At 38.6% G+C, this 15813-nt stretch carries 18 protein-coding genes; 8 read left to right on the top strand and 10 right to left on the bottom strand.

The annotated features are described in order from the left end of the window. The first annotated feature begins 7 nt into the window (after positions 1–7). The 7 genes from CBG49_RS02055 to CBG49_RS02025 all read left to right on the top strand — a co-directional run bounded on the left by CBG49_RS02055 (position 8) and on the right by CBG49_RS02025 (position 7846). Positions 8–1441: a RagB/SusD family nutrient uptake outer membrane protein gene (locus tag CBG49_RS02055; protein ID WP_088593166.1), complete on the top strand. Its 1434-nt coding sequence runs from the start codon at positions 8–10 to the stop codon at positions 1439–1441. Positions 1442–1555: 114 nt separating this feature from the next. Further along, on the top strand, positions 1556–2635 hold the full coding sequence (locus CBG49_RS02050; protein ID WP_088595237.1) for a putative zinc-binding metallopeptidase: 1080 nt from the start codon (positions 1556–1558) through the stop codon (positions 2633–2635). A 33-nt stretch (positions 2636–2668) separates the two neighbouring features. Next, positions 2669–3649 (top strand): DUF4302 domain-containing protein, encoded by a 981-nt coding sequence (locus tag CBG49_RS02045; RefSeq protein ID WP_088593165.1) that lies wholly within the window; start codon positions 2669–2671, stop codon positions 3647–3649. 186 nt (positions 3650–3835) lie between these two features. After that, the gene (locus CBG49_RS02040; RefSeq protein WP_088593164.1) at positions 3836–4378 is read left to right on the top strand and encodes a hypothetical protein; all 543 of its coding nucleotides are present in this window, start codon (positions 3836–3838) and stop codon (positions 4376–4378) included. Positions 4379–4382: 4 nt separating this feature from the next. Next, positions 4383–5498, top strand: coding sequence for a DUF4856 domain-containing protein (locus CBG49_RS02035; protein ID WP_088595236.1), 1116 nt, complete (start codon positions 4383–4385; stop codon positions 5496–5498). Next, a complete protein-coding gene (locus CBG49_RS02030) occupies positions 5495–6403 on the top strand; it encodes a hypothetical protein (protein ID WP_088593163.1) in 909 nt (302 codons plus the stop codon). Before CBG49_RS02035 ends, CBG49_RS02030 begins: the two co-directional genes overlap by 4 nt. Before the next feature lie 48 nt (positions 6404–6451). After that, on the top strand, positions 6452–7846 hold the full coding sequence (locus tag CBG49_RS02025) for a leucine-rich repeat domain-containing protein (RefSeq protein WP_088593162.1): 1395 nt from the start codon (positions 6452–6454) through the stop codon (positions 7844–7846). A 190-nt stretch (positions 7847–8036) separates the two neighbouring features. Here the strand turns inward: CBG49_RS02025 and CBG49_RS02020 are convergent, their stop codons facing one another. The 5 genes from CBG49_RS02020 to CBG49_RS02000 are packed head-to-tail and all read right to left on the bottom strand — an operon-like array spanning position 8037 to position 10727. Continuing rightward, entirely contained in the window at positions 8037–8321 is a 285-nt protein-coding gene (locus tag CBG49_RS02020; protein WP_009414315.1) for a Txe/YoeB family addiction module toxin, read from the bottom strand. A gap of 3 nt (positions 8322–8324) precedes the next feature. After that, on the bottom strand, positions 8325–8552 hold the full coding sequence (locus tag CBG49_RS02015) for a hypothetical protein (protein WP_009414314.1): 228 nt from the start codon (positions 8550–8552) through the stop codon (positions 8325–8327). Between the two features lie 51 nt (positions 8553–8603). Continuing rightward, complete coding sequence (locus CBG49_RS02010; RefSeq protein WP_009414313.1) at positions 8604–8942, bottom strand: MerR family transcriptional regulator; 339 nt, start codon at positions 8940–8942, stop codon at positions 8604–8606. Positions 8943–8955: 13 nt separating this feature from the next. Continuing rightward, positions 8956–10248, bottom strand: coding sequence for a gliding motility-associated protein GldE (gene gldE / locus CBG49_RS02005; protein ID WP_088593161.1), 1293 nt, complete (start codon positions 10246–10248; stop codon positions 8956–8958). 56 nt (positions 10249–10304) lie between these two features. Then, a complete protein-coding gene (locus CBG49_RS02000) occupies positions 10305–10727 on the bottom strand; it encodes a single-stranded DNA-binding protein (protein ID WP_009414311.1) in 423 nt (140 codons plus the stop codon). A 157-nt stretch (positions 10728–10884) separates the two neighbouring features. On the opposite strand from CBG49_RS02000, the gene CBG49_RS01995 reads away from it, so the two are divergent. Next, the gene (locus tag CBG49_RS01995; RefSeq protein WP_088593160.1) at positions 10885–11730 is read left to right on the top strand and encodes a hypothetical protein; all 846 of its coding nucleotides are present in this window, start codon (positions 10885–10887) and stop codon (positions 11728–11730) included. A gap of 247 nt (positions 11731–11977) precedes the next feature. Here CBG49_RS01995 and CBG49_RS01990 read toward each other — a convergent pair whose 3' ends face one another. The 5 genes from CBG49_RS01990 to CBG49_RS01970 all read right to left on the bottom strand — a co-directional run bounded on the left by CBG49_RS01990 (position 11978) and on the right by CBG49_RS01970 (position 15759). Beyond that, positions 11978–12646, bottom strand: a complete 669-nt coding sequence (locus CBG49_RS01990) for a hypothetical protein (RefSeq protein ID WP_088593159.1) — start codon at positions 12644–12646, stop codon at positions 11978–11980. Positions 12647–12711: 65 nt separating this feature from the next. Beyond that, positions 12712–13362, bottom strand: a complete 651-nt coding sequence (locus CBG49_RS01985) for a hypothetical protein (RefSeq protein ID WP_157668349.1) — start codon at positions 13360–13362, stop codon at positions 12712–12714. 63 nt (positions 13363–13425) lie between these two features. Beyond that, a complete protein-coding gene (locus tag CBG49_RS01980) occupies positions 13426–14646 on the bottom strand; it encodes a DUF2931 family protein (protein ID WP_088593157.1) in 1221 nt (406 codons plus the stop codon). Then, positions 14643–15185, bottom strand: a complete 543-nt coding sequence (locus CBG49_RS01975; RefSeq protein ID WP_088593156.1) for a hypothetical protein — start codon at positions 15183–15185, stop codon at positions 14643–14645. Before CBG49_RS01975 ends, CBG49_RS01980 begins: the two co-directional genes overlap by 4 nt. Positions 15186–15192: 7 nt before the next feature. After that, a complete protein-coding gene (locus tag CBG49_RS01970; RefSeq protein ID WP_088593155.1) occupies positions 15193–15759 on the bottom strand; it encodes a hypothetical protein in 567 nt (188 codons plus the stop codon). Positions 15760–15813 lie beyond the last annotated feature (54 nt).

Below are 15813 nucleotides of genomic sequence, written 5' to 3'. Positions count from 1 at the left end.
AAACTGAATGAAACATTTAATTTACATATTTTCTTTGTTATTGCTAAGTTGCAACTATTTAGACAAAGACCCCGATGCCTCTCTAAATGTTCCCCTCGATTCGGAAGAAAAAATAGCCGAGCTTCTTACGGGGGCTTACCCCGATGCGAGCTATTTCCCTTTCCTCGAAACCCGCACCGATAATGTAGCCGAACGCGAAAATGGTGTGCATACCCGTTTGAACGAAGCGATGTACCGCTGGGAAGATGAAGACCAAGAAGACCTTGATGCGCCTTTGTTCTATTGGAATAGTTGCTACCGAGGCATTGCACAAGCCAATAAAGCCTTAGAACTTTTAGCCCGTTACCCCAAAACCGAACGCGTAAAAGCACTTTATGGCGAGGCTTTCTTGCTCAGGGCTTACCTGCACTTTATGCTCGTGAATATTTGGGCAGAGCCCTACAAAGGCGAAGCCTCTAAAAACGATATGGGGATTCCTTACCTCACTACGCCCGAGAAAAACGCTTTGGTACAGTACAATAGAGGCACTGTGTATGAGGTCTATCAGAAGATAGAAACAGACCTCAAGTTGGGTATTTCTTTAGTGAGTGATGCCTATTACGCCAAACCTAAGTTTCATTTCAACAAGCGTGCTGCTTATGCTTTTGCCTCGCGTTTCTATCTGTTTAAAGGCGAATGGCAAACCGTGATAGACTATGCCAACTATGTACTTACGCAACCTAAAACACAGTTGCGTCACTGGAAAAAAGACTATTACGATGTGTATGCTTTCAATAACCGCCCGTATCTCTATCAGCGTTATACACAGCCTGAGGAAGAAGCTAACCTGCTCATCACCACTGTGCAATCGCGTTGGGCAAGAGAGCTCCCTACAGCTAAGTACGGATTTACTACCCAACTGATGAACAATAACGCTGCCTACTACACGCCAGCAACCTCGCCTACTCCCGTGTACAATGGGATGTATATCGCCAAGTTTGATGAGTTGTCGCTCTTTGGTAGCACTGGTAGCAAACCTACTGATTTGTACGTGTCGAACGTACTGTTCACCACCGATGAGGTGATGCTCAACCGTATGGAAGCTTATGCAATGCTCAAAAACTACAACCAACTGCTCTTAGAATATCGCGAATTTCAAAAAATAAAGTTCGATAATCCTCGCAATATCACCGTGGAAGACCTCATCGCCTCTACCGATGACGATTATCGCAACTACTCGCCTTTCTATGGGCTTAGCATTCGTCAGTTAGGAGCAATCAAGAATATCGCTTTTCTGCGTCAATGGGAATTTATGCACGAGGGAATGCGTTGGTTAGATATTAGGCGTTTTTATACCCCTGTAAATCGCACTAATGAACCCCTCCAAAAAGAGGATTTGCGCAAAGTGATACAACTCCCCATAGAAGCCATCAACCGCGGTTTGCCTGCAAACCCGAGATAAGTGAAAAGTGAATAGTGAAAAGTGTTACAATAAATAAAGCATCTTTTTTGCGGATTGTCCCCCTTCGGGGGAACGGGGGCTATTCATTCACGACAAGTAATAAATAAAACTTATATGAAAAACCTTTTAAAAATAACACTCATTACGGTATTAATCCTTATAGTGAGCTGTCAGCGTGAAAAACTTTCTACACAAAGCGTTGTAGAAACCGAAACCGCTCAGCAAGCCTATACCGATTTAGACAAGTGGATAGAAACCAATATCACCTTGCCTTATGGCATTGCTGTGGAATACCGTTGGGACAAAAACACTGCCCCTAAAGGCACCTATACCTATCCGCCCGAAGTAAGCAAAGTAAAACCGGTACTCGAGGCTATTAAATACCTATGGCTCGAACTCTATAGTGAGCCCTCTTTAGGAGGGGCTAATTTCTGGAAAGGGAAAGCTCCTTTAAAAATATATCTCTACGGCGGTAAAAACATTGATGGCAACGGACAAGAACTCATCAATAGCAGTGCGGTAGGGCGTGAATTCCATTTGTATAACATCAATAATTTCGACCCACGCGACAAGAATAAAGTATATGTACTGATGCGCATTGTACATCACCAATTCGCTCGCTTGTTGGGCGATGAGCTATACCCTTACGACCGTCAGGCGTTTTTGAATATCAGTCAGAAGGATTATCGCGCGAGTTCTAACAAACAGCTATACGGCTTCCCTAATGATGATACTGCCCTTTATGCTTTGCAGTATTACCCCAAAAAGCGCGATAGGAATATCTGTACCAGTGCCTTGCCTTTTCAGTATTTTGCATCGCTTACCCAATGCCAAAATGCACATACCCAAGCAGGTATAGATGAGGAATGCTACTATTGTAATTTTACCCAAAGCACGCCCAATCACTACGGATTTATCACCTTTCAAGCAATGCTTTCAGCCGAAAACGATTTTGCCGAGATGATAAGCGTTCCCCTCACCAATCTCAACACCCAGATAGAGATAGCTAAAAATATTGCGAAGACTCCTGTAGATAGCACTGATGAAGAAGCACAACGCGCAGTGCTATCGTATAACAACCTACTGAAAAAAGAAGCTTTTATCGCCGATTATTTCAACAAAAAAGTAGGGTTCAGCTTGAAGCGTTTACAACTCTTAAGCCTCCAACGCCTCAACCGTTTTAATAATAGGTAAAAATGAAGAGTCTATAAAATAAATGAATCATATATGAAATATCTTTTAACAACAGCACTTATTGCGCTTCTTTTGGCATCTTGCCAAAAAGACCACAATGTTTTTGAGCAATCGCCCTCAGAGCGAATGCTCCAGCAGCGCATTGCCTTGCAAAAAGAACTTACCGAGGCTCCTCACGGGTGGAAAGTGCTCTACTTCCCCCGTACTGATTCATTGCTGTTTGCCACCCCCACCAAAGCTGAAAAACGAAGTGATTCACGTTATGTAGAAAAACTCTTAAACCAAGGTTTTGGCGGTTTCTATTTCCTGATGACCTTTCACAAAGACAATACAGTAGCTATACAAGCCGACACCCATAGCGAAACGCTGCAAACCGTCAAAACAAGTGAATACACCCTTAGCCAAGAGGCGCAGTTACAGCTCTCGTTCACTACCTATAACTACGTTCACCAATTGGTAAACAACCGCTTTCGCGCGGCTGCCGATTGGCTGTATGTAGGCAAAGACACCTTGCAGAATATGGTCTTCAAAACAGCCTCGTATGCCGACCCTGCCCGCGAGTACATAGTGTTTGAAAAACTCAAAACAGCCGACGATCAACGACAGTTCTTGCAAAAAGCCTATAACAACCGACTCTTTTTCGAGCAGATGCAAAACCCTCAAATAGTAATCAAGCGGGGTAGCAAAATCTACTACCAAAGTGATGTATACCTAAAAGGCAATAATTTCGGGCTCAACACACCTTTTTTAGAGGGATTTGTTGCCAATAGGTATTACGTATTTGAGTACCGCACTAATCCGCAGGAAGATCCCTCCACAGGCAGGTATAAAAGTCAGTTTATAGGCTCGGGCTATGTAGGCACTGAAAGCGGACTCACCTTTAGAGCAGGCTTGCGCTACAACAAGTCGATTATATTCTACGACTTTGTAAGAGAAGGCAACCGCTTTGTAGCCCATCATCGCGATAGCAAAGGAATTGCCACTGGCTACACTGCTGAAATATTTGAGAATTAAAAAATTAGCAGATTAGTAAATTAGCTAATGAGTATGGATTGTCCTCTTTCTGAGCAGAGTATGTTTGTGGGTAATCACCAAATTACAATCACTTTTAGAGGATTGTCCCCCTTCGGGGGTTCGGGGGCAAATTAGCAAATAAAAGCTCGTGCAGCTCGTACCAAATTGACAAATTAATTAATTGGAATGAAATATCTAAACACTATCATTGCAGCCTTGTTACTCATAGCCTGCAATAGCAAAGAAGAAGATCCTGCTCCAGAGGATTACCAAAAGCTATTCCCTTTCAAAGGAATTGAAAAACCTACCATCAACTACGAAGACCTCGTACATAAACAATGTGATATCGAACATTTTGTATACCCAAGTATTGATGCCCCCCAAGAAGCACGTGAGTATACGGTAACCCTCACTTATCAATGTCAGCGAGGAGAAGGTAATACCCGCGAGCCGCGTTATTATGTGTGTTATGTAAATGCCAATAAAGAGCGCGTGGTGCTCAGTACCACCACTACTACACAAACGCTTACCTTTACCCTCCCTTCAGGATATCCGCTGTATCTCGGCGTGTATGGAGGGGGAGAAAGAGAATCACGCGTGAGTGCCCAGCTCACCGCTGTCGATACCCAAGGAGTGGTGAATATCCCCACCTTGCAGTACATCGCAGCCCAAAACACCGATGGTACCGATAATATAACCCCTTATTGCGAATATATAGTATTGCCTTAAGATGATGAAAACAAAACATATACTATCATATTTTTCACTGCTGTTGATTGCAATAGCTTGCCAAAAAGGCGAAGGTGAGACAGTGGAGACTGCTAATATCTTGCGTCCGCAAGCCGATATCCCCTACACTTTCAGCCGCAATGGGCAGTCGAGTGTTGATGAACACAGCGTGAGCTTGTTGCGCGAACCTTTGGATATTATCGAAAGGCGTTTGCTCAACGGTGCTATTTCTAATTTTACTTACGACGAAATTTTGCGTTATTACAATGAGGGGACTTCCTACGTAAAACCCGCTGATGAAGTAGCCTCCTCACCTTTGGCTGCTACTGCTCAAGTGAGAGAAGATGTAAAAAATCTCTTTCTCGTAGCCAAAAGCATTCCGCTACGCGAAGCCCAACAAGGCGTTTCGGGTGATGCTGGCAGAAGGGTAGGCGATGCCGATCGCGTGTATGTTGACGAAAAAGGTGTTGCCCCTGCACAAGTATTCATATACACTATAAACGGAGCACTCTATTTAGATAAAATCCTCTTGTACCACTTAGACGAGCGTTTTTTCTCCGATGCTGCCTTGCGCCGCGAACATCAAAACGTAGTCTTGCCCGCCGGTGAGAACTACACCCAACTCGAACATCATTGGGATTTGGCTTATGGCTATTTCCTGCATCTGCAATCGCTCACCCAGTCCGATGGAGTAGCGGCTTTGGCAGGTGCTGAGCGCAAAATCCGCAATGCTTTTGTACAAGGGCGCATAGAGTTAGGGCGCTATCGCTATGAAGCCTTATATGAGCAAATGCGCATCATTCGCAAAGAACTCTCCAAAGTGATGGCTATTCGCACCATTCATACCCTTACGGGGGCAAATACCCTTGCCAATTACAGCGAATCGCCTAAGCAAGCTTTCAAATACTTGTCGCAAGGCTATGGCTTTATATACGCGTTACAATTCACTCGCAAACCCGATGGCAGTCTTTATTTCACTTACGACGAAGTAAAAGCCCTCCAAAACCAACTTATAGCAGGCACCGGACTCTGGAATAGATCCCGCTTGTTAGCCCCTGCCGAAATTGTAGGGTCACTTAAAAACATCACACAACAAATCGCTGAACGTTACCAGTTATGACAAAAAAAATACTCTTATGCCTCTTTGCCATAGTGCTATGCGCCTGCGAAGATAAAACAGATACCTCCGAGCCTATCAAAATAGGCACCGAGAGCAGTTCGCTCACTCAGCTCACACTCTACCCTCAGAGTCAGCACGATCTCTTGCTCTCAGGGGGCAACCACAAGTATACGGTGAATGTTGCGAATAGTCGTTTGGCAAGTGCTTCTATCAGTCAGGATACCCTGAAAATAAAGAGTTTTCAAGAACAAGGAACTACTTATGCAATCATTCATTCACACGACCAAACCGCGCGCTTGGAGATTAACGTCCGCCCTAACGAACTCAGTTTTTCAGCTGAAGAAGTAACCCTTGCCCCTACCGATATCAATAAAACCATACGCTTAGGAGGCGGTGATATTGTGAGCCTCACCACTACCGACCCCGATGAGGTGATGAAAGTTACTTGGAACGGCAGTAGTGGGATTGTAGAGATAAGAGGCAAAGCCGAAGGGGTAGCCACCCTAACCGCTACCTCAGCAGGACTCGCCCCAAAAGAGCTGAAAGTGAAAGTGCGTTGTATAGACGAAAAAGGCTTTCTCAATCAGTTAGGAGTATACTACAATACCAGTCGTTCGCTTAACGGAGCTATTACCCCAGCGCGTATTGTAAGTGAGCGCACTACAGGCACTTTCTTTTCGGGAAAAGAAAACGTCAATGCGCTTAACAATTGGTATTACAAAATTCCACCTATTGAGAATCCGGTAGCGGGCACTCATATCAACTTGCTTATCGAATACAAGAAGTTAGGCGGAGTAGCTACTCGTGAAAACCTTAAATTTTACGTAGAAGAAGTGCGCACCGCTACCCAACAAGTGGTTTTGCGCGGTAAAACCTTAAAAATAGTAGTGCCCTATTACAATTGACAAAAAACAAACCCATAGAGTCTAATTTTAATTTTATATATATTTTTTATGAAAAACCTCAGATTTTTAACCTTAGGGCTTGCCTTGATAGCCCTTCTTTTTACAGCTTGTAAAAAAGATGACAACAACGGTGGCGAACAAGCCCCTCAGCGACTTACTTTAGAGAAATCGGCAGTAACCGTAAAGCAAACTGAAAGCGCTATCGTGCGCATCACAGCGGGCAATGGCGGTTATAAGGTAGAGAGCGTCGATAAAAACATTGCTACAGCAGCAATTGAGCAAAACAACGTGAAAATCACAGCAATAGCCGAAGGACAAACCACTCTCACAGTATCCGATGCTAAAGGACAAAAAGCTGCTATAGCCGTAACTGTTGAAAGCAATATTGACCCTAGCGAAAGACTTTCGGTAGAAAAACAAACACTCACCCTTGTAAACGGAGAAGAAGAAGTGAACAGAATCTTCAATGCCGAACACAATGGCAATATCAATCTTTCTTTCACAATCAGTCCTGCGGGAAGTGTGAGTATCACTGTAGAAGACCGCATTGTAAATGGTAACCCCGACGGTAAAAACCTACGTATAAAAGCCCTCAATGTAGGTACTGCTCAAGTAGCGGTAAAAGATAATACTAACAATCAAACTACCTCTTTCAAAGTAACTGTTACCGCTGCCGAGCTTACCATTGCTAAAACTGCTGCTGAGGTAGAAACCGAAGCTACAGTAGAAATCCGTATCAACACTGGTAACCCTAATTATACCATTACTTCTTCAGCTGATAATATTGCAACTGCTGAAGTAAAAGAGAAAACTGAAAAAGTAGCAGGTAAAAAGGATACTCACCACTATGTGATTATCAAAGGAGTAGCTGCAGGTACTGCCACTATCACTCTTAAAGACAGCCAAAACAAAACAGTAGCTATCACTGTAACCGTAAAAGCTAAAGACGATATTTTTGAAGTAAGTAATGACGGTGTAGTAACCCTCAAAGCAGGAGCTACTGCTAAAGGAGCTATCAAAATACCCGATGCAGGAACAAGTATAAAGGCGAGTGCTTTTATGGCTGAAGGAGATATCACTTCTGTAGATTTTAATAATATTAAAATAATTGGAGTAAGCTCTTTTCAAAATACAAGAAGTCTTAAAACTTTTTCTGGCAATAAAATTGAAATTATAGGAACAAATGCTTTTGCAGTTTCAGGTCTTACTGAAATTACACTTCCTTCTACTGTCACTTCTATTGGACGTTCATCTTTTATGGGGTGTGATAAACTTGTAAAAGTAACTGTAAAATCTATTACACCACCTAATATAAAGGCTAATACTTTTGATAATATTAATGCCAATGCAATTCTTTATGTTCCTAAAGGAGCTAAAACTGCTTATGAAGCACAAGTCAATTGGAAGAATAAATTTAAAGAAATCAAAGAGCTTGAACAATAATCTAATTCATCAAATAAAAAACGGAGTCGCAATCCTGCGGCTCCGTTTTCTGTTTCTTAAGGGCTTAAAAAATAGTTATTAATGTTTCTATTTTACTTGCTGGACATCTGTTTGAATGTTCATCATATAGAGCAGGTACATTCTTAATGAAATTGATTTTCTATACAAATTTTGTAAACTTCTATACAGTTTACTCATAATGCCCGTATGCAGCTAGAACTTCAATATACTTTTCTTCTTCAAAAACTTCATAAGTTAATCGGTGTTTTTTGTCTATTCTACGAGAATAAACATTGCGTTCACCATACCCTTTTAGTGGTTCAACTTGTCCTGTTCCTGTCGTTGGATGAACTTCTAATTCATCAAGTAAGCTGTCTATTTTAACAAGTAGTTTCTTCTGTCCAGATTTTAGATGTTTTTCTAAGTGGTTTAGATACTCATCAGAGTATTTTAATTTGTAAGTTTCCTCTTCCATTTTCTACCCTTCTAAAAGCATCTTTCTCATTTCTTCACGACTGATTTCGTGTTTTTTTCCAGCTCTTGCTCTATCAATCATTTCAAAATACTCCTTCTTGGTCATTAAAGAGTCGTCTTTTTCTTTAATGTCCTTTGTGTCATTATAAACCTTTACTTTGAACTGTTTGAACAATGGCTCAAAAATGTAAAAGTCTGTCTCATTATTGAACTTTATTCTGATTGTATCCATAAATGTTTATTTTTTTGCAAAGGTAATAATTATTTTTCAATCAATAATGTTTCATTCCCCTAAACTCTCTTTGATATTGATGAGTGTTTGCTTGATATGTTCTAATTTCTCTATAAGGGCGAAATTATCGAGTGTTTTTTGTTTTTCTTCTTTCAGGCGTTGGCGCGCTCCTTCAAGGGTAAAGCCGCGCTCTTTTACTAAGTGATAAATCAGCTTGAGTTTTTGAATGTCGTCTGCTGAAAATTTCCTACTGCCTGAGGTTGTTTTACGCGGACTGATAATCTCAAACTCCTTTTCCCAAAAGCGTATCAGCGAGGCATTTACGCCAAATGCCTGCGCCACTTCGTTGATACTATAATAGAGTTTTTCGGGTAAGTCAATATTAGGCATTAGGGGATAGGGATTAGGGGTTAGGGGTTCTGATGATTTTGATTTGCTTGATGCGTTTTTTATCAAAGGCTTCTACAATGAATTTGTAGTTGTTGAAAAGAATGGGAATGCCTTTTTGAGGGAAATTACCTGCTATCTCTAAAAGGAAGCCGGCAAGAGTTTCGGCATCACCGCGTTTTTCGTCAAAAAGAGCCTCTTCTTCATCGTTGAAATCGAGGATGCGGTAGAAATCCTTTAACACTGTTTTTCCTTCAAAAATAAAGGTGTTATCATCTACTTTGAAGTAGGTGATATCATCGTCGTCAAACTCATCGTTGATACTGCCTACAATCTCTTCGATAATATCCTCTAAGGTAATCACTCCACAAGTGCCGCCATACTCATCTACCACTACGGCGAGGTGTATTTTCTTCTCTTGGAACTCGCTGAGCAAATCGTCAAGTTTTTTGTTTTCGGGAACGAAAAAGGCATTGCGTTTTACACTATTCCAGTCGAAGTCGGTTTTATCTAAGTGAGGTAAGAGGTCTTTTATGTAAATCACCCCTGTGATATTGTCTAAATTCTCGCGATATACGGGGATTCGCGAATAGCCTATGACTACAATTTCGTTGAGCAACTCCTGATAAGAGAGATCTTCGCTGAGGGCAAAGATATCTACGCGGGGCACCATTACTTCGCGCGTTTCGGTATTGCCAAACGATACGATGCTCTCCAATATTTTCTTTTCTTCATTGGTGGTATCTTCTTCCGAGGCAAGTTCTAAGGCTTGTGAGAGTTGTCCTATTGAAATATTGCTTTTCTGTTTGCCTAAACTCTTCTGAATCCATACCGTAAAGGCTTTCATCGGTGCGCTGATGGGCGTAAAGAAAGTGTCGAGCGTATAGATGAAGTAGGCGACGCGCTGTGCAAACTGTATGTTGTTGCGATTGGCATAGATTTTAGGCAGGATTTCGCCGCAGAGCAAGAGTACAAAAGTAACTACCCCCACATCAAGCACGACACGCACCCAAGGGGTGGTGATGCCGCCAAAGAGGAAGTTACCTAAATCGACGAAGAGGAGTACGATGGAGATGTTTGCCAAGTTATTAGCAATAAGCACCGTTGCCAATAGTTTTTTGGGGTTATCAACGAGCTTGACGATGATATTGCTGGTAGCGGTTTTTTCGTCGCGGAGGGTATTTATCTCGGCAGGGGTGAGCGAAAAGAGGGCTACTTCGGCTCCTGAGATGAGAGCCGAGCACAGCAATAATACTATATATACAACAAATTGAATAATGAGCCCCCAATTGATGTCTAAAAAGGACATCAAAGGGAGTACCGACAAAGGTTCTGTTTCCAAAATATTATTATTTCGTTACACATTTAGAAAGGCGGCTGGGTACTTACGGGCGGTTCATACGCCTTAGGTTCAGCCGTTTTTGGGGCGGGTTTAGGTTGCCCGTCGCGTTTGGGGTTTGGTAGGAAAGTTACATCGGTAGCGTGGATTTCAGTCATATAGCGCATTACGCCGTCTTCCGTTTGCCATTTGCGCGTTTTGATGCGCCCTTCCACATAGATAAGATCGCCTTTGTGAGTGTATTTTTCTACGAGTTCAGCGAGCTTGTTGCGCACGATGATGGTATGCCATTCGGTACTGCTCATACGCTCGTTAGTAGCGCGGTTAGTATACTCATCATCAGTGGCTAAGGGGAACTGACCGATGCAGTTGCCTTCGCTGAAATACGTAAGTTTTACAACATCTCCCATACGACCTATGAGAATAACTTTATTTAAAGTTCCGTTCATTGATAAAATATATAAATATAGAGTTGATAATCAAAATATTTTTCAAAAGTACAACTTTTTTTCTACTTACCAAAATTTGGAGATGAAATTTATTTTTTATTGATTTGCTAATTTGTGAATTTTTCAATATCTTTGTCGCTTGATAATACCTCATAAAATGAAAATAATTCTTCTCTTTTTACATTTGTGTTGTTGCTGGGCGCTTTCGGCTCAGTCGTTTACGAAAGAAGTGCCTTTTCAGCTCAAGGGCAAAGTGAAAATGCTCTATACTACAATTGAGTCCTTAAACCCTGAAATTACATTAGACCAAAACAACGATTTGTACAAACACCAAAAAGTGTATTTTGACGAGCAAGGAAAAGTTGTTAGTAGAACTTTATATAAAGATGATGGTCAAGAAGATGGTACACAGGTGTTTTCGTTTGATAAGAAGGGTTTTTTAACTGAAGTGAAGATTACTAACAAAAACAATCTGCTTGCTAATGAGGTACGTACACTGGTGTACAACAAAGAAAAAACTGAGGCAATAGCCAAACGATTTGTCGTTGCCGAAATGCATACGGTTTATCCTACCAAATATGTGTTCGACAAGCGTAAACGCCCTATAGAAATCACTGATTATTTTCCTAATGAGAAGGATATTATCCAAAAAGAGCGTTTTGAGTACAACGCTGCTGGCAAAATAACTGCCAACATCAAAGAACGAATGAACGGGAGTGTGGTGATTAACACGTTCCTTACTTATAATGCTCAGAACCAAATTGTAAAGGAACTTACTGAAGTAACCCAAAACGGTAGTACAATTTATAAATTAGAGGGAACTTTTGCTTATACTGATAAAATGGGTTTCCCAACAGAACAAGTAACGGTTATTGATGGAGGAGCCCCTACGCGTTGTAGCTATGAATATCAATGGGATGCAAAAGGCAATTGGACGGAAAAGCGCTTTGTGGTGAACGGCAAGGCAATGGCTGCTGTAAAAAGAGAAATAACCTACTATTGAAATCCTAATTGTAGTTCATCTTAGGCATCACTCTCAAACTTAATTAAGGTGAGTTTGATGTGAGAAATGTATGGTTAAATATTTATTAGTCAAATAAAGCTGATTGCACGAATTACACGGATTTTGACACGGAATGGGGTGCAAATATGGTTGTAAGTTGGTGTTTTGTTGTGGAGAGTAGATGTTATTTATAAGATGAGACTTGAGACTGAGAAGTTGAAAACATTCAATTACAATGATAGAAAAATTATTCCTTTACAAATTCATAATGTTTCATTATCAGATATTCTTCTTTGTTTTTTGGTTGGCTCGTCCATTTATCATTTCTTAAAAAATAGTGAATTGCCTTTGTGTCGGGAAATTTATCAGAAGAGGAAAGAAAATCAGTTGCTTTATACGATATTTTTGCATATTCCATTATAGCAAGAGTGTCGTTGTTTGTTTGCTTACTATTTGCAGGCACTCGTTCATTGATTCTGTAAAACCCAGAAACTGTTAAAGAATCATTAGAAGCTATATCAAAAATGGTATAACTATATCGCCCTTCTGCTATATTGCTGCCATTAAAAAACACAAAAGAACAACTTTTGCCTCTATTTTCAAATAAATCATACCAAAATACTATAGGTACACTTAATATTTCAGCATAACTATATAAGGGATAGCGTTGTTTTTTGTACTCTAAATAATAATGAGGGTAGTTGTCATTCACTGTTAGTTTTACTAAATCCTCTTCGCAAGTAGGTCTTCCAGTTGATTTATTGTCATATTCTGAACGCCACGATAAAACTTCACTGATGTAAGTTGTATCTTTAGTTAGTTTTTTGTCTTCATCATCAAAAACGATAGTATTTGTAGTTTTTCTGTCATTACAAGCTATTGTTAGCAAGCATAATAAAGATATGAGATGTTTCATCTGAACAATTGTGTTTATAGTTATTCATATTCAAACAGTTTTATTCTAAAACTTTTTTCAGGTTTTTAGAATCCATCAGATAAATCATAAACATTATTGATTTCTTCAGCTCCAGCACAAGTGGAATCTATATAGTATTGAACTTTCCTATCTTGTTTTTCATTGAAATAATCTACTTTTATCTCTTCTTCTGAAAAAACATTCCATCTTCCGTTATTATAACAAACATTTATACTCTTGCTATTCATATCATTTTCATTCATTCTCATTATTCGCAAATATTGTCCTTGACTACAACAATCCTCAGGTCTATTGTTAAAACGGTCATAAACATATCCTTGTCTGAGGATTATTGTATATTCTAATTCAACATAGCCTATTTGTACAATTTCTTTATAAACATTGTCTTCTTCGATAAAAATAGTATAAAGATAACGCGGGCGAAACCTACTTTCCTCTCCATTTGCATAGTAGAAATCCCACGCTCTATCCCTATTTTGTTGTAATCCATTATATCCAAAAATAGAATCACCTGCCATAATTTGGCGTGTTACAAGTAGCCTCTCTTTACTATTGTGATCATCTTCTTTTACATCTAAGAGATAGAAAATAGAATCACGATCATAATCTACTACAAAATTTTCTGTATCAACAAGATTTTTGTGATGATTACAAGCTATTGTTAGCAAACATAATAAAGATATGAGATGTTTCATCTGAAATATATTTTTTAATCAAATCATAACCAGCCGGAATATCTTGAAAATTATTTTTTATAATTACCATTCATCATCTTCAGATATAGAAAAACTACCATTGCAAATCTCTACTTCTCTTTTTCCCACTTTTAAACGAACATTGATATCTGTCTTTGTTTCATTGACTTCTATAATAAGTTCTCCTGCCTTATCTTCTTGCCCCTTAAATGCTTTCTCAAAAACATCCATTGCTTCTTTTACATTGAACTTGATAGAAGCTTTATAAATAATGCCTTTTTCATCATAAAACTTAATATATACAACAAAGGGTACTGACCTTTGAGCAATGGTTGTGTATCGAAATTTTTCAGGGATACTATATTTTTCTATTTGATTTTCACCCCATATTCTTTCGCCAAATAATTCTTCTATTTCACGATTAAGACCTTGGTAATAATAAGAGTGAATGAATTTTGTTCTGTCTTTGGTAATAAGTGTCATCTTCCAAGGATAACGTTTTCTAAAGGTATCCCATAATCCATAAGGAATCTTAAAAACATCATCTATAACAAGAGGTTCAGTAACAGGTGTCCCACACTGTTGATACTGCATTCGTATTTTTTCTTTTGGGAGTCCTAATTTTATAGCATAATCTCTATTTTCTATAGTATGCTCATCCAAAACAACATTTCCTGTTCTTTTATAATATTGACTTGCTTCTTCTTTAGTTACAAAATCAATATCTTTTGTCTTTTTTGCTTGGTAACGCCCTACTTCTACAACCCTACCATAGTTGTGTAACCAAACAAAAACCACTCCCCCAGGGGCTAAACCTACAGATATATTATACTCTTCTATTTTTGGAGCAGTATCATTCTCATTAAGAGAAAGAGTATACACCTTATCTTTTAAAAGTTCTGCTATCTTAACGCTGTCTAAAGGCTGATTTTCTAAGAGATATTGACATTTTTCTACATACGAAAGCCAAGAAACATCTAAGTGAGTAGGAACCCCTTTAGCTTCCTCCTCCTCTGAGGAGCCAAAAACACCTGATGTACCTGCTCCTATAGAAAAATGAGGGAAAGGTTCATCATCTTCAAATAGATTAGATTGTCCATTTCCGAACCTACTAGCTCCATCTTTTCCATATACTACTCCACGATAAACTCTTATAGGATATCCTGATACAGGTTTTACATAAGCGACCCAATGATATTTTTTATTTATATTTTCTTTTTCTTTCTCCTTACAAGAAGTTAATGATGAAAATAAAACTAATAGGGTTATGATTATATTTTTCATTGCTGTTTTTCACCTTTTTTATATTTATTTAAGTTTGACCAAGGCACTTCTTCTATCTTTGAGGAAATACACTTATTATCCTTAAATTCTAAACTAATAAAATAATCATATTCACCTGCAGTTGCATAAGAAAAATTTTCTAATTGGATTCTTACAAAAATTTTATCTCCTTTCTTCTTATAAAGAATAAAGGTTGGGGTACAAGTTCTTATAGATTCTAATAATTTTACATTTAAAGGAATTTGTTGTCTATTAATTTCTATAATAGGATTTTGTTTTTCCAATTTTAAGAAATCCTTTCTGAACTGTTTGAGTTCTTTGTCAGTACTTGGTCTTCCTAAGAACTGTTCTAATACATTATCGCTCTTTATAAATACATTGATGCTATCTTTCCCCATTTTCATATAGGAAACATAATACACTACGCTATCTTGCTTTCCTATAATTCTACAATAATCAATGCGTTTTTCTATTGATGTTTGTGAAAACAAAGAAAACGTACTGATAAAAACGAATACTAATGTTGTGATTGTTCTCATATTCTTGTTAAAACTTATGTAATTTCAATTCAGAAAAAGGTATTTCCTCTATCTTTGAAAGAGATAGTTTATTATTCTTATATTCAAGATAGATATAATACTCATAATTTCCAAAAGTTGAATGAGAAACATTTGTAAATGCTATTTTTACAAGCGTTTTGTCCTTACGTTTTTGATACTTAATTTGCATAGGAACACATTTTTGAATAGTCTCTATGTGTGTAGTATCTAAAATAACAAATTGGTCGTTAAACTGAATTTTTGCTCTCTTTTTACCTAACTTTAAAAGCTCTTCTTTAAGATTTGCATCAAGGAGAGCAAAGGGAGAAGATTTCTCATTGAAATAGTCATTATCTTCTGCCATAAAAAGTTTTATTTTATCTTTAAAGAAAGTTTCTTCAAGCACATAATACCTATTACACAATTTTGTACTATCTTCTCTACAGTCAAAATTACCATTCTCAGAAGGAATTTCTATAAAATAATAATTATCATCCACTCTTCTAATACTATTTTGTGCACAGCAAGAGAATGCTATGAGCAGGGAAATAGTTAAAAACAGGTTATTTTTCATATCTAATAAAGTATTTTTGTTTTGAGTGCAAAGATAATAAAAAGCAGTAAAGAA

Origin of the sequence: Capnocytophaga endodontalis (assembly GCF_002209445.1) — a bacterium.
GTDB classification, from domain to species: domain Bacteria; phylum Bacteroidota; class Bacteroidia; order Flavobacteriales; family Flavobacteriaceae; genus Capnocytophaga; species Capnocytophaga periodontitidis.
Note: the sequence above shows the minus strand (reverse complement) of the source record. Positions and strands in the feature narration are given on the sequence as shown.